Source organism: Bradyrhizobium sp. SZCCHNR1017, from assembly GCF_032381375.1.
Classification (GTDB): Bacteria; Pseudomonadota; Alphaproteobacteria; order Rhizobiales; family Xanthobacteraceae; genus Bradyrhizobium.
The window spans coordinates 570267-590685 of sequence record NZ_JAUHIR010000002.1; the positions used below are offsets into that span (position 1 = coordinate 570267).

Below are 20419 nucleotides of genomic sequence, written 5' to 3' on the forward strand. Positions count from 1 at the left end.
GTTGGCTGCCCTGCGCAGACGAGATTTGTGATGCGCATTCTTCAAAAGCAGACATAAATGATTGGCAGAACGCGCGCTTCCGCCGGCCGGCGGCAGCCGCGCACCCCGACAAGGCACGGCAAGAGGGCGGAATGGGACTCAACGAGAGCGAGATCAATCTCGACCAGAAATACACCGCAAGCTCCGGCCACATCTTCCTGACCGGCATCCAGGCGCTGGTGCGGCTGCCGATGGCCCAGATCCGGCGCGACCGCGCCGCCGGTCTCCATACCGCCGGCTTCATCTCCGGCTATCGCGGCTCGCCGCTCGGCGGCTACGACCAGCAGCTGTTCTCGGCCCGCAAGCATCTCGAGCAGTACAACATCAAGTTCCAGCCCGGCGTGAACGAGGACCTCGCGGCGACCGCGATCTGGGGCTCGCAGCAACTCGCACTGTCGCCCGGCGGCAGGTATGACGGCGTCGTCGGCATCTGGTACGGCAAGGGCCCCGGCGTCGACCGCTGCGGCGACGTGTTTCGCCACGGCAATGCGGCCGGCTCCGCCAAGAACGGCGGCGTGCTCTGTCTCGCCGGCGACGACCACGGCGCCAAATCCTCGACCGTGCCGCATCAGTCCGACCATGCCTTCATCTCGGCGCTGATGCCCTATCTCTATCCGTCCTCGATTCACGAGATGATCGAGATGGGCCTGCTCGGCATCGCGATGTCGCGCTATTCCGGCTGCTGGGTCGGAATGAAGGTGATCACCGAGACGGTGGAGACGACCGCCGAGATCAACCTCAACGACGAGATGACGCCGTTCGTCATCCCCGCCGATTTCGAGATGCCGCCGGGCGGCCTCAATCTGCGCTGGCCGGATGACCGCTTCGAGCAGGACCGGCGGCTGCAGGACTACAAGGGCTTTGCCGCGATCGCCTTTGCCCGCGCCAACAAGGTCAACCGCATCACGATGGACTCACCGAACGCCCGCTACGGCATCATGGCGTCGGGCAAGAGCTACGAGGACATCCGCCAGGCGCTGCGCGAGCTCGGGATCACCGAGGAGGTCGCCGCCAGGATCGGGCTTCGCCTCTACAAGATCGGCATGCCCTGGCCACTGGAGCCGGAAGGCGTGCGGCAGTTCGCGGTCGGCCTCGAGGAGATCTTCATCATCGAGGAGCGTCGCGAGATCGTCGAGAACCAGGTCAAGCAGGAGCTGTTCAACTGGCGCGACGACGTCCGCCCGCGCATCGTCGGCAAGATGGACGACCACGACAAGCGCTTCCTGCCGTTTGCCACCGAGCTCTCCGTCGCCTCGCTCGCGACATCGCTCACCGAGCGTCTTCTCCGCCTCGACCTCAACCCCGAGATCAAGGCGATGCTGCGCGCCAAGGCCGACTGGTTCAACGGCCGCGACGCCTCGCAGATGCAACTGGTCTCGCCGGTGGCGCGCACGCCGTATTTCTGCTCGGGCTGCCCGCACAACACCTCGACCAAGGTGCCCGAGGGCAGCCGCGCGCTGGCCGGCATCGGCTGCCACTTCATGTCGCTGTGGATGAACCGCAACACCGAGACCTTCACCCATATGGGCGGCGAGGGCGTGCCGTGGGTCGGCATCGCGCCGTTCACCGACGAGAAGCACATCTTCGCCAATCTCGGCGACGGCACCTATTTCCATTCCGGCAGCCTCGCGATCCGCCAGTCGATCGCCTCCAAGGCCAACATCACCTACAAGATCCTCTACAACGACGCGGTCGCGATGACCGGCGGCCAGCGCCATGACGGCGATTTGTCGCCGCAGCAGATCACCTTCCAGCTCCATGCCGAGGGCATCCGCGAGATCTATCTGGTCTCGGAGAATCCAGACGCCTATCCGGCCGACAGTATCGCGCCCGGCGTCAAGCTTGCGCACCGCGACGAGCTCGAAAACGTCATGAAGACGCTGCGCGAGACCAAGGGCGCCTCGGCCATCGTGTTCGTGCAGACCTGCGCCGCCGAGAAGCGCCGCCGCCGCAAGCGCGGCACGATGGAGGATCCGCAGCGCCGCGTCTTCATCAATCCGGCCGTCTGCGAGGGCTGCGGCGACTGCTCGGTGCAGTCGAACTGCATCTCGGTCGAGCCGCTGGAGACCGAGCTCGGCCGCAAGCGCGTCATCAACCAGTCCTCCTGCAACAAGGACTATTCCTGCGTGAAGGGCTTCTGCCCGTCCTTCGTCACCATCGACGGCGGCAAGCCGCGCAGCCGCGCGCCCGCTGAGCTCGGCGTCATCGGCGAGATGCCGGAACCGCTGACCAAGCCGTCACTGGAGCGGCCCTACAACGTCGCGGTCGGCGGCGTCGGCGGCACCGGCGTGCTGACGATCGGCGCGCTGCTCGGCATGGCCGCGCACATCGAGGGCAAGGCCTCGATGATCCTCGACATGTCGGGCCTCGCGCAGAAGGGTGGCGCGGTGCTCAGCCATGTCCGCCTCTCCGAGAATACGGCTGACGTGACCTGCTCGCGCATCGTCACCGGGACCGCCGACCTCGTCATCGCCGCCGACGAAGTGGTGGCGGGTGCCAAGGAGACGATCACGCTGTGCGATGCCGAGCGCACCCATGGCGTCATCAACAGCCATCTGATCCCGACCGCCGATTTCGTGCTCAACCGCGACTTCAATTTCCAGAACCGCAAGGTGACGAGCCTGCTGGAAACGGCGCTGCACAAGGACTCGACCTTCCTCGATTTCACCAAGCCGGCCGAGGCGCTGCTCGGTGACAGCATCGCCACCAACATGATGATGATGGGCTACGCCTACCAGAAGGGCCTGCTGCCGCTGTCGGCCGAGGCGATCGAGAAGGCGATCGCGATCAACGGCGTCGCGGTCAAGATGAACACCGAGGCGTTCCGGCTCGGCCGCCTCGCGGTGGTCAACCCGGAGCGGCTCGCCGACATGATGACCGGCAAGGACGAGGCGGTGCCGCCGAAATCGCTTGAGGCGATGACGCTCGACGAGATCATCGCCCACCGCATGGCGCATCTCACCGGCTATCAGAATGCGCGGCTCGCCAAGCGCTACCGCAAGCTGGTCGATCAGGTGCGCGAAGCCGCCGACAAGGGCGGCTACGGCGAGGCGCTGCCGCGCGCAGTGGCGATCAACTATGCCAAGCTGCTCGCCTACAAGGACGAGTACGAGGTGGCGCGGTTGTTCTCCGACGGCAGCTTCGAGAAGCAGCTCCATGACGCGTTCGAGGGCGACTACAAGATCTCGTTCAACCTCGCGCCGCCCATCCTCAATTCCGGCCTCGATCCGCAAGGGAGGCCGAAGAAGCGCAGCTTCGGGCCGGGCATGATGAAGATGTTCCGGCTGCTGGCAAAGCTGAAGGGCCTGCGCGGCACACCACTGGACGTCTTCGGCTACGCGGCCGAACGCAAGATGGAGCGCGACCTGATCGCCGGCTACGAGAAGGACGTCGCCACCGTGCTGAACCTGCTGTCGCCTGCCAACGTCGACATCGCCGTCGAATTCCTGTCGCTGCCGGACAAGATCCGCGGCTACGGCCCGGTCAAGGAGAAGGCGGTGCAGGACGCCAAGGCGCGCTACGCCCAGCTCGCCGCCGACCTCGCCAATCCACCGCCCGCGCCAAGGCAGATGGCGGCGGAGTAAGGCTTGGCCTCTCCGTCATTGCGAGGAGCGGAGCGACGAAGCAATCCAGAGTCCGCGTGATGCCTTGGATTGCTTCGCTTCGCTCGCAATGCCGGAGCTCACGGACAGCTCGCAGGATGGAATCGTCTGGACGAACGTAAGAGGCACAACCGATGCACACTGCGCTCGATGCTGATCCGGAGAAGCTTGACGAGCATGAGCGGAAGTTCGTCGCCAACATTCGTGAGCACGGCTGGTTCGCGGTTCATGTCGGAGCCGACGCTGAAGGGCCTGGCTTCGCCTACACAACCGGCTTCTGGTTGAAGTTTGGCCATCCCGAGTTGATTGTCTTCTCGCTGCGGGGACAAATCGCTCAGGATGTCTTCTGGCATCTGTATCATGAACTCGAAGCGGGACGGCGTATCCCCATCGGCAGTGAGTCCGGCGATGTGTTCAAGAACATCCCCGCCGTGTTGCTACCCGTCGCGCAACAGCACTATCGCAATCATCTCGGCTGGAGCCGCTGGTTCTACGGCGGTAACGGTTTCGAATGTCTGCAATTGGTCTATCCCGATCGCGACGGACACTTTCCATGGTCGTCGGACGCGCCGGTCGACATCCGGGCAGCCCAGCCCGATCTCACGGAAGGCAATTGGTCCGGCCTCTGCGCACGCTAGTCCGGCGGCCATCGCAAAGGCACGCAAGCGCCGTGCCCACCATCATGCGATCGGTGCCAGCTTCCGCCTCCCGCGAGTCAATTCGCCATCCGCTCCCGGCTCATGCGCAGCGTCACGACCAGGCCTTCGGCGGACCAGTCGAAGGCGATGGTGCCGCCGAGCTGGGCGTTCATGCTGCGATGGATCAGTTTGCTGCCGAAGCCTTCGGTGGTGTCGGCCGACTTCGGCGGCCCGCCGCGCTCGGTCCACATGATCACCACTTCGTCGTCATGCGCGTTGCACGACACGTCCAGCGTGCCGCTCGAAACCGACAGCGAGCCGTATTTCGCCGAGTTGGTCGCGAGCTCGTGGATCACCAGTGCCAATGTCGTGCTCGAGCGTTCTCCGACATTCATCTTGGGCACCGACACACGGATGCGGACGCTGGCGCCTTTCTCGTCATAGGGGGCAAGCAGCACCGAGACGAGATCGCCGAGCAGGGCTGCTTGGTTCGTCCCGCCCGGCCGCGGACGTATCAGATCCTGGGCACGGCCCAGCGCGATCAACCGGCTGGCGAGCTCGTGGGCCATGTCCTCCTTTGTCGCCGCCGTGCGCGACGTCATCTGCGTCAGCGCGGTGGCGATCGTCAGCAGGTTCTTGACCCGATGGCTCATCTCGCCCGCCAGCAGCTCGTTGGCTTCTTCGGCCTGCTTGCGCTGGGTCACGTCGAGGAAGACGCCGAACATCAGCCGCTCGGCGATGTCGGCATCGTCACCTTGGCCGCGGGCGGAGATCCAGCGGATTTCGCCATCCGCGAGAATGCGAAAATCGATCTCATAAGCGCCGACGATCGCCCGTGTCGCCGAAAACGCCGATCTCACCCGTTCGAGATCGGCGGGGTGAATGTTCTGGGAGAGCACCTCGAACGTGATCCTGCTCTTGGTCTTGGGCACCTCCCACAGCTCATAGGCGCGCTCGTCCATCGTGATCGCGTCGGTGTCGACGTTCCACGACCACAGGGCCACGCCGGCAGCTTTGGTGGCAGCGCGCAGATGCTTTTCGTGCCAGATCGGCATGCACGCGTCCTCGGCCGCCATGAGTTCGATCCCCGCTTTCTTCGCCGCTCTGCAAGCTACGGATTCCGCAATCCGGCAGCCGCAGCCATGTTCGCCCTCCGACTACGCCGCCGCTGCGACTTCGTCGATCGAGGACATGACGGCCTCGGTCGCCGTCTGATGCACCATGTGGCCGGCGCCGCGCACGCGGCGAAAGGTGCTCTGGCTGACGTCGTGATGAAGCCGTCTGGACTGCGCGTCGATGTCGATCAGGCGATCCTGATCACCGGCAACGATCACGACCGGCATCTTCAGCTCACCGTACGCTCTCCTGAAGCGGAAAGCATCGGGAATCATCAGCGCGGCCTCCGCGGCGGAGGCGCGGATCTGCGACGGGCGAACCGCCATTTCCTTGGGGAAGCCGGCAAACTTCGCCGGAACCGATCGCGGGCCGAACAGCTTGGCCATCAGCAGCGGCCACATCATCCGGCTGATCAGAGGGGAGATGGTGTAGCGCAGGATATCGCCCAGCAAGGGAATGGCCGGAGCCGATCCGGCCACCACGTCGGACCGGAAGGTCGGGTAGTAATAGCCGGAGGCGAGCACCATGCCCTTGACCATGGTCGGATGTTCGAGGGCGAGCGCGACGGCGACGGATGCGCCCCAGGAATGACCCAGGACGAAGGCCTCCGAGACGCCCAGGCGATCGAGCGCGCTCTTGATTAGCCCGGCCTGCGCCGTCGGCGTCCACACGACGTTGCGCGGCCGGTCGCTGTGGCCGAAGCCCGGCCGGTCGAACGCAATGACACGGTAGTTCTGCGCCGCCAGATCGATCAGGCCGCTAGAGGCGAAGTCCTGGATCATGCTGCCGTTGCCGTGCAGCAGCACCAGCGGCACGCCGGTGCCGCGCTCGACATAGTGCAGCCGGACGCCGTCGACGTCCATGAACTGGCCGGCGGGAGGATTGGCCCGCTCGGCAGACTTGGCGAGGCGGCGATTGATCAGTGCTGTGACGGCCAGAACGGTCGTGGCCGCCGCTGCCGCCAGAAGAAATGGATGAGTCTTCGCCAGCGACCGGCTGCGATGCGCCAGCGGCTGGAGGGATGGTGTCGAGTTGGTCAGGCGGCTGGGCGTCGACGCCGCGAGCGCGCGCGCTGTGGTCCGGGCTGCGGTCATCATCTGCCCTCATGGAAAGGCGTGCACGACATCCGGAGGATCCGAGAAATGATGCAGCGCAGGGGCAACGGCCGGTCACGCGGTTCGTTCCGTTGTGCCGTCCTGGCGCGCATGGTCGGGGTGTAGGTCGACCTCCGAGCGTTCCGGCCGAGCTCGACCAGCGCAATCGGTCCGGCTTCTGCACCCGGCGGATCGAGGCAGGACTCCCCACAGATTTGCCTTGCGCAAACGGCCCGTCGGGCAGAATCTACTTTACGAAATTCAGAAATTGTGCTTTGATGCGCGCATCCCGCCTCGGCCGGAGGGGCGTTGCGCGCGATCGTCACGACACGCGAGGCGGGGAGCGATGGCCGCACTTATGCCGCAGCTTGTCTTCGGACGCGCCGACGAACGGCATGGTGCGGACGTGAAGTCGCAGCGTGCTGACACCCCGATGCTGGTGTCCCGCGCAATGCGCAAGCATTGTCGCGAATGGTGGCCAACAAGCCCGGCGCACCAGGCAGACTGCGTATAAGCGTTAAGACCGTCGCGCAGGGAAGGCCGGGCGTTCTCGGCTGCACCTGTGGTACCTGCCGCCTGCATTTTTTTCGCAGGCGGGCCGCAGGCGTCAGCCGACGCCTGGCCTTCCCTGCGCCCTCCGACTTGATGAGGGTGAACGACATCAGCACAGCTCGGGCAGCATCTGCCGCGGGAGCGCTCGCTCATGGGCTATGACGAACCGATCGCGTCAGCTTTCGAGCAGCCACTCCGTCGCGCTGCGCCACAGCGTGTCGCGATGCGCCGCGCGGAAGAAGCCCATATGGCCGATCGCGGACGCCCCGACGTCCTGCGGCGCGATGTCGAGCAGCTCCGGCGTCGTGCCCGTATAACCAGCGCACAGCAGCTCAACCGCGGGCCGCGTGGCCCAGGGATCGTCGGCGAGGCACAGCGCCCGGACGGGACTCTTGAAGTTGGCGTAGTTGGCAAGCGGCAGCGATGCGTCATCGAACAGATAGCGCGGGCTCATGATCCAGCGCACCCATTGCAGGAAGACACCCTTCGGCAGGTCCTCGCCGACGCCACTCCAGCCCGGCGTGTAACCCAGCGCATGAGTCAGCGGGACGCCAACGCCGTTGAGCATCGTCGCCACGCGCCAGCGTTCGCCCGGGGCCATCAGCTTCCAATAGCCGGCCTGCGAGGCGATGAAGAGGGCGCGCGACACCTCGGTGTTGTTGGCGAGCAGGCCGAGCGTCTGGCCGCCGAAGGAGTGGCCGACATAGCGCAGCGGCAGCGCACCGTAGCGCGCACGCATCCAACCGACCGCGCCGGTGATGTCGAGTGCGGCCCAGTCGGTCATCGAGGCCGCAAAGCCCTTCAGGGAGCGGGGACGGCTGCCGCCGATCCCGCGATAGTCGTAGGTCAGAACCGCGCAACCCTGCTGGGCAAGATGAGCAGCGAAGCCGCGATAGATCCGGCGCGGGATCGCTGCCCCGGAATTGATCAGCACGGCATGCGCCGGCGTGCCGCGCGGCATGAACAGGGTGCCCGCGAGCGCAAAGCCATCGACGGCCGGAAGGGTCAGATCCTCGCTCGAAACACCGTCGGATCCCGTCTCAGCCACGCCTCGCCCTCCCAACACTTGCCCTTCCGCAGCAAAGTCAAATTCGGGTGGCGGTGCAAGCCCTTGTGTCCGCGCCCTAAATTCCAAGTGGCGGCACGGGGGCAGGCTGTGTATAAGGCGCGCGCCGCCGCGCGGGGAATTTGGCGTGCAGTTGCCGAGAGGGAGTAGAGAGCCATGACCGAGCGCTGGAGCCCGGAGAGCTGGCGGTCCAAGCCGGTGCAGCAGGTGCCTGACTATCCCGACCAGAAGGCGCTCGCCGAGGTCGAGGCGCAGCTTGCGACCTTCCCGCCGCTGGTGTTCGCCGGCGAGGCGCGCAACCTGAAGAAGGCGCTGGCGCGGGTGGCGGCGGGCGAGGCATTCCTGTTGCAGGGCGGCGACTGCGCCGAGAGCTTCGCCGAGCACGGCGCCAACAACATCCGCGACTTCTTCCGCGTGCTGCTGCAGATGGCCGTGGTCATGACCTATGCCGGCGCGGTGCCGGTGGTGAAGGTCGGCCGCATCGCCGGCCAGTTCGCCAAGCCACGCTCGTCGCCGACGGAGAAGATCAATGGCGTCGAGCTGCCGAGCTATCGCGGCGACATCGTCAACGACACCGCCTTCACGCCCGAGGCGCGCATCCCCAATCCGCAGCGCCAGCTCGACGCCTACCGGCAGTCGGCGGCGACCTTGAACCTGCTGCGCGCGTTCGCCACCGGCGGCTTCGCCAATCTCGGCAGCGTGCATCAGTGGATGCTCGGCTTCGTCAAGGATTCCCCGCAGTCGCGGCGCTACAAGGAGCTGGCCGACCGCATCTCGGACGCGCTCAACTTCATGCGCGCCTGCGGCCTCGACCTCGAGAGCCATCCGGAGCTGCGCGCCACCGACTTCTACACCAGCCACGAGGCGCTGCTGCTCGGCTACGAGCAGGCCTTCACCCGGGTCGATTCCACCACCGGCGACTGGTACGCGACCTCGGGCCATTTCATCTGGATCGGCGACCGCACCCGCCAGCTCGACCACGGCCATGTCGAATATTTCCGCGGCATCAAGAACCCGATCGGCCTGAAATGCGGCCCGTCGCTGAAGCCGGACGAGCTGCTGAAGCTGATCGACATCCTCAATCCCGACAACGAGCCGGGCCGGCTGACCCTGATCAACCGCTTCGGCGCCGACAAGGTCGGCGATCATCTGCCGGGACTGATCCGCGCGGTGCAGCGGGAAGGGCGCAAGGTGGTGTGGTCGTGCGATCCGATGCACGGCAACACCATCACCTCGACCTCGGGCTACAAGACGCGGCCGTTCGATCGCATCGTATCCGAGGTGCGGGCGTTCTTCGCGGTGCATGCCGCGGAGGGCACCCATGCCGGGGGCATCCATCTCGAGATGACCGGCAAGGACGTCACCGAATGCATCGGCGGCGCGCGCGCGATCACCGACGAGGATCTCAACGACCGCTATCACACGGTGTGCGATCCCCGGCTGAACGCCGAGCAGTCGATCGACATGGCGTTCCTGATCGCAGAGCTGTTGAAGCAGCAGCGCGGCGGCAAGACCGCACCGATGCCGGCCGTCGCGGGCTTCTGATGCTGCGTCTGTGGCGCGCGACGGTCAACTCGCGCAACGGCCTGGCCTTCGCGCTCCGCTCCGAGCAGGCGGTGCGCGAGGAGGTGGTTGCGTTCCTGCTGGCGCTGCCGCTGGCCTATGTCGTCGGCGCGACGCCGATGCGCAGCGTCGAGCTGGTCTGCGCGGTGGTGCTGGTGCTGGTGGTCGAGTTGCTCAACACCGCGATCGAGAAGCTCGCCGACCGCCTCACCACCGAGCACGATCTGCAGATCGGCCGGGTCAAGGATCTCGGCTCGGCCGCCGTCGGCGTCGCGCTGCTGATGTCCGGCAGCTTCTGGCTGTTCGCGATCGCCGAGCGGCTCGGGCTGCTTTGAATGAGTTGAGCGATGGCCGCCGATATCTTCAGGATCACGCTGGCCCAGCTCAACCCGACGGTCGGCGACATCGCAGGAAATGCCGCGAAGGCGCGCGAGGCACGGGCGAGGGCGGCGGCCGACGGCGCCGATCTCGTGGTGCTGCCGGAGCTATTCCTGGCGGGGCATCCATGCCAGGATCTGGTGCTGAAGCCGGCATTTCAGGCCGCGTGCCGGGCCGCGATCGAGGCTCTCGCGCGCGAGACCGCCGATGGCGGGCCGGCGGTGCTGATCGGCACGCCCTGGATCGACGACGGCAAGCTCTACAATGCCTGCGTGCTGCTCGACACCGGCCGCATCGTCGCGACGCGCTTCAAGGCCAACCTGGCCGATGGTGATCAGAAGCGCGTGTTCATGCGCGGCCCGGCGGCCGGCCCGCTCAGCGTGCGGGGCGTCCGCATCGGCGTCGCGATCGGCGAAGACGTCTCGCCCGAAGAATCCTCGAACGACGAAAACGTCATCGAGACGCTGGCGGAAACCGGGGCCGAACTCATCGTCGTGCCGAGCCGCTCATGCTACCTGCGCAGCGGCGGCGACCGGCGCCTGTCGGCCGCGGTCGCCCGCGTCACCGAAAGCGATCTGCCGCTCGTCTGGCTCAACCAGGTCGGCGGTCAGGGCGGCAAGGTGTTCGACGGCGCGTCGTTCGCGCTGAACGCCGATCTCTCGGTGGCCGCGCAGCTTCCGGGCTTCGCCGCTGAGGTCACGACCTTGGCATGGAGCAGGGGAGACGACGGCTGGCAGTGTCGGGGACCGGTCACCACGCCGAGCGAGGGCGACGAGGCGGACTACGCGGCCCGCGTGCTCGGCCTGCGCGACCACGTCGAGAAGCATGGCTTCAGCGGGATCGTGCTGGCTCTGACCGGAGGCATCGAATCCGCGCTGTCATTGGCGATGGCCGTCGATGCGCTCGGAGCTGCGAGGGTGCGCGGTGTGGTGCTGTCCGGGCCGGACATGCCGCAGGAATCGCCGGCTATTGCAGTCGCCGCGCGGTTCGGCGTCACCGCCGAGACGTTGCCGATCGCACCGGCAGTGGCAGGCTTCGAAACGGTTCTCCCCGAGCCGCTGGCGGGCGACGCCCGTCACGCTCTCCTGGCGCGCGTGCGCGGCTCGCTGCTGCTGGCCTTGGCGAGCCTCTCCGGTGCGCTCGCGGTCGTGCCTCGCAAGACGTCAGACCGGCATGGCTGCGAGATCGGTGACGCGACTGGCGGTGCCACTCTCGTCGACGGCGTGTCCCAGGCCGAGATCGTTCGTCTCGCAGCGCTGCGCAATCGTTGGAAGCCTGCGAACGCGCTGGGACCGTCGGGCGAATTCATGTCGCCCGATCTCGCTGGCCGCGCGTCCTCAGATGCGTTCGAAGGATGACCCGATGGCCCGGCGATCTCGCTCAACGCGCCGGAATGAAGGTCGGTCCGACCGTGCGGATCTGCTTGTCGCCACCGGCGCCCGTCGTGGCGTCCGCGGTCGCGGGCGCTGCCGCATCGGCCGGCGCAGCGCCTTTGCGGGCGGCGTTCGCCGGCGGCTTGCCGGTCTGGCGCTGCTGCATCCGCTTGGCGCTCTCCTCGGTGACGATGATGTCGCCCTGCTCGGCGGCCGTGGCCCGGTCGTCGATCGATTTCAGCGCATCGGCCCAGGTCTGGCCGGGCGCCTTGCAGGAACAGCTCGGGTTGAACTCGGTGCGATACTTGAAGGCGTTCGGCAGCGCGGTGTAGGGCTGGCCGTTGACCGAGACCGCCTGGTTCATGTCCTCGCCGGGATTGCGATAGGTGAACAGCGTCGCGTCGGCGGCGGGGCATTGCGCCTTGCAGGCGCGCTCGTCGTCGGCGAAGCGGCCGGGAACGGTGGCAAACGAGATCGGGAAATAGGCGCCGTCGCAGCTACGCACGCACACGGTCCGGTAGGTGCCCTGCGGCGCCGCGAGATCGGCGCTCGGCGGCGGCAGCGATGCGGCGGGATTGCTGTCGGCACCGCCGCCGAACAGGCTGGTCAGGAAGTTGCCGCCGCCGCCGCCGCCGCCGCGATTGGCGTTAGCGTATTGCTGATATTGCGGGCCGCAATTGTTCTGGCCGAGGGCTGCCAGCACCGAGCGGCGCTGGTTGTCGCGCTCGCCGCCGAACCCGCCGCCACGGAGCCGCTCCAGGCTGCTCATGATCTGGTCCAGGTTGGACCGCATCTGCTGGATCTGGTTGTTCACCGGGGCGCATTCGGCCGAGCGGCCGTTGAAGATCGAGAAGAAGCCCGGGCTGTCGCAGCCCATGCGCTTGGCCTGCATGCTGACGCGGTCGAGCTCGCCTTGCTGCTTGGCGGCAGCATCCTGATAGCGCCGGATCTGGTCCTCACGCGCGGGATCGCCGCCACCGCGATCGATCGTGGCGAGCTGCGCCTCCAGGCGCGGACAGATCGGATTGACGCCGGCCTGCGGTCCGGGCGGGCCCGGCGGCATCTGCGCATAGGAATCGGAGCTGGATTGCGCGAGGGCGAGCGAGCCGGTCAGGGTCAGTCCGAGCAGCGCAGACACGGCCAGCAGGCGCGGAGACAGGGATGCGATCAAGATGCGGTATTCCGGTCCATGGGTGCAGCCGCGGGACTAGCACAGAATTCGGAAAAATCGCGGCAGCGGCGGGCATCCCATAGCCGCTTTGTCGGGCATCGTCACGTCGTTTCCAGGGCGCCGGGGTGGCGGGAACCGCCGTTCCCGGCCGTCTCAGCGCTGGCAGGTGATCGCGACGAAGTCGCTGCAGCCGCCACGAGCGCAGTTTGCGCCGGCTTTCGGCACCGATCCGGTGATTTCATCGGGGTCGACGCGGCGATAGGAGGAGGCCTGTGCAAAATCCCGTGATTGGCAGTACGACCGCGCGGCCGAGGCGCCGCATCGGTCGCCCTTGGCGAGGCACTGGTCGACGCCGTAGCCGTCGGCTTCGTTGGCGATGATGAAGATGCGACTCTCCGCCGTGGCGGTGGTCGCGGCGGCGAGGAGAACACAGCAGGCGAGCAGCGCCGGGGAGATTCGCATGGTGCACCGGTGGGTGTAGGAGACAACTCATGGTTAGGCCCAAAAGCTTAAAAATGATTAACCATGAGGCGGGGCGCGAGCATTTGGGCAGTGAAAACGGCCGTTTTGCGGCTCTTGACGGAGACAGTCTGCTGCAGCATGGTGAGTTTCATGAACGGTTTCCTCGCCATCTGCTGCATTTGCCGCGAGATTACGCGCTAGCGATTCGCTGGCTGAGGCCGTCTTTTCTCAACAGAGATGATCAGGACGCCCGGCCGGCAGGTCGGAAGCGTGATTCGTGCCGTGGCGGCCCGCTCGCGGGCGGTCGTGCGGCGTAGGACACCCGTTTCGCTTCGTCATGGACTGTCGGTCCGGCGGGGCGGTGAGCACAGGGCATTCGGGGACGGACCATGGACTTGCGTTTGTACGACACCGCGTCGCGGGAGAAGCGCCCCTTCGTGCCGCTCGATCCGAACAATGTCCGCATGTATGTCTGCGGACCGACGGTCTACGACTTCGCCCATATCGGCAATGCGCGCCCGGTCATCGTCTTCGATGTGCTGTTCCGGCTGCTGAGGCATCTCTATGGCGCCGATCACGTCACCTACGTCCGCAACATCACGGATGTCGACGACAAGATCAACGCCCGCGCCGCGCGCGACTTTCCAGGGCTGCCGCTGAACGAGGCGATCCGGAATGTGACGGAGGTGACGGCCAATCAGTTCCGCAGCGACGCGGCTGCGCTCGGCAGCCTGCCGCCGACCTTCGAGCCACGCGCCACCGAGTTCGTGCTGCCGCGCCCTGATGGCAAGGCGGATATGGTGAGCCTGATCAAGCAACTGATCGCGCGTGGCCACGCCTATGAGGCGGGCGGCGAGGTGTTGTTCGACACACGGTCGATGCCGGACTACGGCGCGCTGTCGGGCCGCAGGCTCGACGAGCAACTCGCCGGCGCGCGCGTGGCCGTCGATGCGCACAAGAAGAATCCTGCCGACTTCGTGCTGTGGAAGCAGTCGTCGGAGGACGAGCCGGGCTGGGACAGCCCGTGGGGCCGCGGCCGGCCGGGCTGGCACATCGAGTGCTCGGCGATGAGCGCGGCCTATCTCGGCGAGGTCTTCGACATCCATGGCGGCGGACTCGATCTGATCTTCCCGCATCATGAGAACGAGATCGCGCAGTCGCGCTGCGCGCACGGCACGTCGGTGATGGCGAACTACTGGCTGCACAATGAGTTCGTCCAGGTCGAGGGCGCGAAGATGTCGAAGAGCCTCGGCAATTTCGTCACCATCCGCGACCTGCTGGCGGACTGGCCTGGCGAGGTGCTGCGCCTCAACATGCTCAAGATGCATTATCGCTCGCCGGCCGATTGGACCGTCAAGGGCCTGGAGGAGAGCGCGAAGACGCTCGACGACTGGTATCGCGTCGCGGCCGATGCGCCGGGTGAGCAGCCGGGGCCCGAGATCATCGCCGCCCTCGTCGACGACCTCAACACGCCGCTGATGATCGCAGAGCTGCACGCGTTGCGGAGCCGTGCGGCGTCCGGCGGCGAGACGGACCGCGCGGCCTTTGCCGGCTCGCTCCGCTTTGCGGGCTTCCTGTCGGACACTGTCGCGCAATGGGAAGCGCGAAAGCAGCAGGCCAAAGGCGTCGACGCCGCCAAGGTCGAGAGCCTGATCGCCGAGCGTACCGCGGCCCGGGCGCGCAAGGACTTCAAGGAGTCCGATCGCCTCCGCGACGCACTCGCCGCGATGGGTATCGTATTGAAGGACGGCAAGGGCGCCGACGGCAAGCCGGTCACGACCTGGGAGATTGCGCGATGAGCAAGCCCGACACGCCGTTTCCGCGGCACTGGCTGTACTACATCCTGCTCAAGCTGGTGCTGATCGCGGGCGCAGTGGCGCTGGTCACGAAACTCTACGGCATGTGGTGACGCATGGGACAGGCTCTCCCGAGGCCCGCGCTGCGGCCGTTTCTTCCCGCTGATGCGCCGGTGCTGGCCGCGATCTTCGTCGCCAGCATCCAGCAATTGACCGGTGATGACTACAGCGAGGAGCAGCAGGAGGCCTGGGCGTCCGCTGCTGAGGATGAGACGGGTTTTGGCAAGAGGCTGGCATCCGAGCTCACCTTGATTGCGACCCTGCAGGGCTCGCCGGTCGGCTTCGCCGCGCTGAAGGGCAACGATCACATCGACATGCTCTATGTCCATCCGAATGCGGCCGGGCAGGGCGTCGGCGCCCTGCTGTGCGACGCGCTGGAAAAGCTGGCGGGCGCGCGCGGCACGACCGGTCTGTCGGTCGACGCCAGCGACACGGCGGTCGAATTCTTCCGCAAGCGCGGCTACGTCGCGCAGCAGCGCAATAGCGTCTCCATCAATGGCGAGTGGCTCGCCAACACTACGATGAAGAAGACGCTCGGCTCCGGGGGAGCGCAGGCATGAGCAGGGCAGGCACAAGCAGGGAACGGCTTTATCTGTTCGACACCACCCTGCGCGATGGCGCGCAGACCAACGGTGTCGATTTCACGCTGGCCGACAAGCAGGCGATCGCGCGCATGCTCGACGATCTCGGCATCGACTATGTCGAGGGCGGCTATCCCGGCGCCAACCCGCTCGACACCGAGTTCTTCGCCGCCAAGCCCAAGCTCGGCCATGCCCGCTTCACCGCCTTCGGGATGACGCGCCGGGCGGGACGCTCGGTGTCCAACGATCCGGGCGTGGCGGCGCTGCTGGAGGCCGAGGCGGACGCGATCTGCTTCGTCGCGAAGTCATCCGCCTACCAGGTCCGCGTCGCGCTGGAGACCACCAACGAGGAGAATCTCGCCTCGATCCGCGACAGCGTGACCGCCGCGAAGGCTGCGGGGCGCGAGGTGATGCTCGACTGCGAGCATTTCTTCGACGGCTACAAGGAGAATGCGGAGTTCGCGCTGGCCTGCACCCGCGCGGCCTATGAGGCCGGCGCGCGCTGGGTCGTGCTGTGCGACACCAATGGCGGCACCATGCCGCACGAGATCGAGGTGATCGTCGGCGAGGTCGCCAAGCATGTGCCGGGCGATCATCTCGGCATCCACGCCCATAACGATACCGAGCAGGCGGTGGCGAACTCGCTTGCCGCGGTCCGCGCTGGCGTGCGGCAGATCCAGGGCACCTTGAACGGACTCGGCGAGCGCTGCGGCAATGCCAATCTGTGCTCACTGATCCCGACCTTGAAGCTGAAGACGGAGTTCTCGGATCGGTTCGAGATCGCCGTATCGGACCGGCAGCTCGCCGGCCTGATGAAGGTCTCGCGCACGCTCGACGACATGCTGAACCGTGCGCCGAACCGGCACGCGCCTTATGTCGGCGAGAGCGCCTTCGTCACCAAGACCGGTATTCATGCGTCGGCCGTGCTGAAGGATCCGCAGACCTATGAGCACGTCCTGCCCGAGCGCGTCGGCAATCATCGCAAGGTGCTGGTCTCCGACCAGGCCGGACGATCCAACGTCATTGCGGCGCTGGAGCGTGGCGGCATTCCCTTCAGCAAGAGCGATCCTAAGCTGACGCGCCTCGTCGAGGAACTGAAGGAGCGCGAGGCCGCGGGCTACGCCTACGAGTCCGCCGACGCCTCGTTCGAGTTGCTGGCGCGGCGTACGCTGGGCTCGGTGCCGGAGTATTTCCGGGTCGAGCAGTTCGACGTCAATGTCGAGCAGCGCTACAACGCGCTCGGTGAACGCGTCACGGTGGCGCTGGCCGTGGTCAAGGTGGACGTCGCTGGCGAGCGGCTGATCTCGGCGGCGGAAGGCAACGGCCCGGTCAATGCGCTCGACGTCGCCTTGCGCAAGGATCTCGGCAAGTACCAGGGCTTCATCGACGGCCTCAAGCTGATCGACTACCGCGTCCGTATCCTCAATGGCGGCACCGAGGCGGTCACGCGCGTGCTGATCGAGAGCGAGGACGAAAAGGGGGAGCGCTGGACCACGGTCGGCGTGTCACCCAACATCATCGACGCCTCGTTCCAGGCGCTGATGGACTCGGTATTCTACAAGCTGGTGAAGTCCGGCGCGAAAGGGTGAGATGATGCATCCGTCATTGCGAGCGAAGCGAAGCAATCCGGGGCTGAATGCGCGATTCTGGATTGCTTCGTCGCTTCGCTCCTCGCATTGACCTGGAGAGGCCAGGAGCAAACGCATGATCGACCACGTCTCCGTCGGTGTCAGCGATCTCGTCCGCAGCGCGCGGTTCTATGAGCGTGCGCTGGCGCCGCTCGGGCTGACGCGGCTGATCGAGCGCCCCACGACCATCGGCTTCGGCAAGGCCTATCCGGAATTCTGGATCAATCTACGCCCCGCCATGGCGCGCGTGCCGGCCGACACCGGCTCTCATGTGGGCCTGCGAGCCAGGAGCATGGCGGAGGTCGATGCGTTTCACGCGGCAGCGTTGGAGGCGGGCGGAGTTTCCGACGGTGCGCCAGGACTGCGACCGCATGATCGCGTGCGCTATTATGCGGCCTTTGTGCTTGATCCCGATGGCAACCGGATCGAGGCGGTCACATTCCCGAGCGAGTAGGGGCTCAGAGCCGTTTGGCGATCTCAGGCGCCATCTCGGTATCTTCCTTGGCGACGCGGGCGGCGGCCTCGCGCAGGCGCGGCAGGATGTCCTCAACGCGTTCGGCCTTGAGCAGCTCGATCTGGAAACCGGGGCGGATGAACTCGGTCTCGCGCATGTGCGCGAGCAGCCCGAACAGCGGCTCCCAGAAGCCGTCGATATTGGCCATCAGCACGGGCTTGGCGTGGCGTCCGAGCTGCTTCCAGGTCAGCTGCTCGACGAGCTCCTCGAGCGTGCCGATGCCGCCGGGCAGCGCCACGAACGCGTCGGAGTGCTCGAACATCAGCCGTTTGCGCTCGTGCATGTCGGGCGTGATGATGAGATCCTTGAGCGGCATCATGACTTCCTTCTTCACCAGGAAGTCCGGAATGATGCCGGTGACGTCGCCGCCATGGTCGAGCACGGCCTTGGCAACCGCGCCCATCATGCCGATGGAGCCGCCGCCATAGACGAGCCTGACGCCGTTCTCGGCAAGCGCCTTGCCGAGTGCTTTCGCCGATTCGATGAAGCTGGGATTCGTCCCCGGGCCGGAGCCGCAATAGACGCAAACGGTGCGGATTTCAGTCATTGGAGCGGTGTGACACTGCAGTTGAAAGGCGTCAAGACGAGGGCGGAGGACGTGGATTCGCGGGCTTTCACGGAATGATGCAGGCTGAATGGGTCCATTTGTCCGAAAACAAGTATGCAAATACTGCGCCGCGGCAACGGATTCCGTCGACGTACCGGTGCATCCGGCGCCCGGACACTCTATATGACGCAGGCAACGCCCGGCATCACAACATGCCAAAACACTCGCTGCTCCAGAACGTTTGATGCCGCCCGATTCCTCCTCCGAACCAGCCGCCAACCAGCCTTCGTCCCTCGAGCAGGGAACGCTGGCCGGCACGCTGCGCCACTTGTGGCCCTTCATCTGGCCGAGCGATCGCGCCGACCTGAAGATGCGCGTGCTATGGTCGGTGGTGCTGCTGATCGTGGCCAAGGTCGCGACGCTGGTCCTGCCCTTCACCTTCAAATGGGCGATCGACGCGTTGACCGGCGCCAACACCGCGCCGATCGCGCCCGATAACTGGGCGTTCTGGCTGGTGGCCTCGCCGATCGTCATGACGGCAAGCTACGGCGGGATTCGGGTGCTGATGGCGGTGCTGACGCAGTGGCGCGACGGTATTTTTGCCCGCGTCGCCATGCATGCCGTGCGCAAGCTCGCGACCATCACCTTCGTCCACATGCATGAATTATCGCTGCGCTTTCACCTCGAGCGCAAGACCGGCGGCCTGACCCGCGTGCTCGAGCGCGGCCGCAACGCGATCGAGACCATCGTGCGCATGGTGATCCTGCAGCTGATCCCGACCATCGTCGAGGTCTCGCTGCTGACGGCGGTGCTCCTGTGGCAGTTCGACTGGCGCTACGTTCTGGTCACGCTCACCATGGTCGCGGCCTATCTCTATTACACCTACATTGCGACCGAGTGGCGCATCGAGATCCGGCGCCGCATGAACGACTCGGATACGGATGCCAATACCAAGGCCATCGACTCGCTGCTCAACTACGAGACAGTGAAGTATTTCGGCGCCGAGGCGCGCGAGGCCGAGCGTTATGACCGTTCCATGGAGCGCTACGAGCGGGCCAGCGTGAAGACCTATACCTCGCTCGCGGTGCTCAACGCCGGGCAGGCCGTGATCTTCACGATCGGGCTGACGGTGGCTATGCTGATGTGCGCCCAGGGCGTGCGTCAGGGACGCAACACGGTCGGCGACTTCGTCATGATCAACAGCATGATGATCCAGCTCTACCAGCCGCTGAACTTCATGGGCATGGTCTATCGCGAGATCAAGCAGGCGATCATCGACATCGAGAAGATGTTCGGCGTGCTCACGCGCGATGCCGAGGTGAAAGACGCGGCCGGAGCGACGCCTTTGGTGGTCACCTCTGGCAATGTCCGCTTCGACGACGTCCGCTTCGCCTATGAGCCGGAGCGGCCGATCCTGCAGGGGCTGAGCTTCGAGGTGCCGGCGGGCAAGACGGTCGCGATCGTGGGGCCGTCCGGTGCTGGCAAGTCGACCATCTCGCGGCTGCTGTTTCGGCTCTACGACGTCTCCGGCGGCCGCATCTTGATCGACGGCCAGGACATCCGCGACGTTACCCAGGTGTCGCTGCGCGCCCAGATCGGGATGGTCCCGCAGGATACCGTGCTGTTCAATGACACCATCCGCTACAACATCCGCTACGGACGCTGGGATGCGGACGACGCCGCCGTCGAGGAGGCAGCGAGGCTGGCCCAGATCGACGGTCTGATCCGGATGGCGCCGAAGGGCTACGAGACCCAGGTGGGCGAGCGCGGCCTCAAGCTCTCCGGTGGCGAGAAGCAGCGCGTTGCGATTGCCCGCACCATCCTGAAGGGGCCGCCGATCCTCGTGCTGGACGAGGCGACCTCGGCGCTGGACAGCCATACCGAGCACGAGATCCAGGAGGCGCTCGATGGTGTGTCGCGCAATCGTACCTCGCTCGTGATCGCGCACCGGCTTTCGACCATCGTGGCGGCCGACGAGATCATCGTGCTCGACCGGGGGCGAATTGCCGAGCGCGGCACTCATGCCGAGCTGCTGGCCAAAGGCGGGCTGTATGCCGGCATGTGGAACCGGCAGCGCGAGGCTGAGGAGGCGCGCGAAAAACTGGCGCAGATCGGCGACGATGCGGGGGCGCCGAACCGCAATCCGCCGGATCGGAGCGAGCCGGACGCGGCCGGGCCCGATCGGACCGGACAGGTGGCGAGTGCCGCCGAATGATGCCGCGAACCGCCCTGATCTGAA

The 20419-nt window shown here is 66.2% G+C and carries 17 protein-coding genes; 11 read left to right on the forward strand and 6 right to left on the reverse strand.

All coding sequences use genetic code 11. From position 1 onward, the window contains the following. Positions 1-131: 131 nt before the first annotated feature. Positions 132-3623 (forward strand): indolepyruvate ferredoxin oxidoreductase family protein, encoded by a 3492-nt coding sequence (locus QW863_RS08225; protein WP_315714519.1) that lies wholly within the window; start codon positions 132-134, stop codon positions 3621-3623. A 152-nt stretch (positions 3624-3775) separates the two neighbouring features. Next, positions 3776-4279 carry a DUF4262 domain-containing protein gene (locus QW863_RS08230; protein ID WP_315714518.1) on the forward strand — a complete coding sequence of 168 codons (504 nt, stop codon included), beginning with the start codon at positions 3776-3778 and terminating at the stop codon, positions 4277-4279. Between the two features lie 77 nt (positions 4280-4356). On the opposite strand, the gene QW863_RS08235 is transcribed toward QW863_RS08230, so the two are convergent. From QW863_RS08235 to QW863_RS08245, 3 genes are all read right to left on the reverse strand, one after another. Then, complete coding sequence (locus QW863_RS08235; protein WP_315714517.1) at positions 4357-5334, reverse strand: sensor histidine kinase; 978 nt, start codon at positions 5332-5334, stop codon at positions 4357-4359. Between the two features lie 102 nt (positions 5335-5436). Next, positions 5437-6489, reverse strand: coding sequence for an alpha/beta hydrolase (locus tag QW863_RS08240; protein ID WP_315714966.1), 1053 nt, complete (start codon positions 6487-6489; stop codon positions 5437-5439). 727 nt (positions 6490-7216) lie between these two features. Beyond that, on the reverse strand, positions 7217-8089 hold the full coding sequence (locus tag QW863_RS08245; protein ID WP_315714516.1) for an alpha/beta fold hydrolase: 873 nt from the start codon (positions 8087-8089) through the stop codon (positions 7217-7219). 174 nt (positions 8090-8263) lie between these two features. Between QW863_RS08245 and QW863_RS08250 the strand changes: the two genes are divergently transcribed. The 3 genes from QW863_RS08250 to QW863_RS08260 are packed head-to-tail and all read left to right on the forward strand — an operon-like array spanning position 8264 to position 11406. Beyond that, a complete protein-coding gene (locus QW863_RS08250) occupies positions 8264-9652 on the forward strand; it encodes a class II 3-deoxy-7-phosphoheptulonate synthase (RefSeq protein WP_315714515.1) in 1389 nt (462 codons plus the stop codon). Then, positions 9652-10005 carry a diacylglycerol kinase gene (locus tag QW863_RS08255; protein WP_315714514.1) on the forward strand — a complete coding sequence of 118 codons (354 nt, stop codon included), beginning with the start codon at positions 9652-9654 and terminating at the stop codon, positions 10003-10005. The genes QW863_RS08250 and QW863_RS08255 overlap by 1 nt, the downstream gene beginning before the upstream one ends. A 12-nt stretch (positions 10006-10017) precedes the next feature. Next, positions 10018-11406 (forward strand): nitrilase-related carbon-nitrogen hydrolase, encoded by a 1389-nt coding sequence (locus QW863_RS08260; protein WP_315714513.1) that lies wholly within the window; start codon positions 10018-10020, stop codon positions 11404-11406. A 22-nt stretch (positions 11407-11428) separates the two neighbouring features. Here QW863_RS08260 and QW863_RS08265 read toward each other — a convergent pair whose 3' ends face one another. Together QW863_RS08265 and QW863_RS08270 are read right to left on the reverse strand one after the other, a co-directional pair. Beyond that, positions 11429-12592, reverse strand: coding sequence for a DUF2865 domain-containing protein (locus tag QW863_RS08265; RefSeq protein WP_315714512.1), 1164 nt, complete (start codon positions 12590-12592; stop codon positions 11429-11431). A gap of 153 nt (positions 12593-12745) precedes the next feature. Then, the gene (locus tag QW863_RS08270; protein ID WP_315714511.1) at positions 12746-13054 is read right to left on the reverse strand and encodes a hypothetical protein; all 309 of its coding nucleotides are present in this window, start codon (positions 13052-13054) and stop codon (positions 12746-12748) included. Positions 13055-13083: 29 nt separating this feature from the next. Here QW863_RS08270 and QW863_RS08275 point away from each other — a divergent pair, with 29 nt between their 5' ends. From QW863_RS08275 to QW863_RS08295, 5 genes are all read left to right on the forward strand, one after another. Next, positions 13084-13371: a hypothetical protein gene (locus tag QW863_RS08275; protein WP_315714510.1), complete on the forward strand. Its 288-nt coding sequence runs from the start codon at positions 13084-13086 to the stop codon at positions 13369-13371. Positions 13372-13443: 72 nt separating this feature from the next. Further along, positions 13444-14853, forward strand: coding sequence for a cysteine--tRNA ligase (cysS, locus tag QW863_RS08280; protein ID WP_315714509.1), 1410 nt, complete (start codon positions 13444-13446; stop codon positions 14851-14853). A 113-nt stretch (positions 14854-14966) separates the two neighbouring features. Further along, a complete protein-coding gene (locus QW863_RS08285; protein ID WP_315714508.1) occupies positions 14967-15470 on the forward strand; it encodes a GNAT family N-acetyltransferase in 504 nt (167 codons plus the stop codon). Beyond that, positions 15467-17080 carry a citramalate synthase gene (gene cimA, locus QW863_RS08290; protein WP_315714507.1) on the forward strand — a complete coding sequence of 538 codons (1614 nt, stop codon included), beginning with the start codon at positions 15467-15469 and terminating at the stop codon, positions 17078-17080. The genes QW863_RS08285 and cimA overlap by 4 nt, the downstream gene beginning before the upstream one ends. Before the next feature lie 115 nt (positions 17081-17195). Then, entirely contained in the window at positions 17196-17573 is a 378-nt protein-coding gene (locus QW863_RS08295) for a VOC family protein (RefSeq protein ID WP_315714506.1), read from the forward strand. A gap of 4 nt (positions 17574-17577) precedes the next feature. Here the strand turns inward: QW863_RS08295 and QW863_RS08300 are convergent, their stop codons facing one another. Further along, positions 17578-18180: a TIGR00730 family Rossman fold protein gene (locus QW863_RS08300; protein WP_315714505.1), complete on the reverse strand. Its 603-nt coding sequence runs from the start codon at positions 18178-18180 to the stop codon at positions 17578-17580. Positions 18181-18424: 244 nt separating this feature from the next. Between QW863_RS08300 and QW863_RS08305 the strand changes: the two genes are divergently transcribed. After that, positions 18425-20395 (forward strand): ABC transporter ATP-binding protein/permease, encoded by a 1971-nt coding sequence (locus tag QW863_RS08305; protein ID WP_315714504.1) that lies wholly within the window; start codon positions 18425-18427, stop codon positions 20393-20395. The last annotated feature ends 24 nt before the right edge of the window (positions 20396-20419 follow it).